1 rRNA gene is annotated in these 225 nt (G+C 52.0%); it reads left to right on the forward strand.

From position 1 onward, the window contains the following. Positions 1–137 precede the first annotated feature (137 nt). Positions 138–225, forward strand: a 5S ribosomal RNA gene (rrf, locus tag WFI24_RS34340); the annotation flags it as partial.

The following is a 225-nucleotide window of genomic DNA, read 5'->3' on the forward strand; positions in this document are numbered from 1 at the left end:
TGGGGGTGGAAGTGCAGCAATGCATGGAGCTGACCAGTACTAATCGGTCGAGGGCTTATCCAATAGCAAGTTCTAAATCGCATGTTTCGTTTCGAATCTAGTTTTCAGGGAATGAACTCTGAAATGTAAGCTACGCGTTTGGTGGCGATGGCGGAGGGGTTCCACACGTACCCATCCCGAACACGACCGTTAAGCCCTCTAGCGCCGATGGTACTTGGACCGCAG

The organism is Paenibacillus sp. USHLN196, assembly GCF_037144955.1.
GTDB lineage: Bacteria > Bacillota > Bacilli > Paenibacillales > Paenibacillaceae > Paenibacillus > Paenibacillus xylanexedens_C.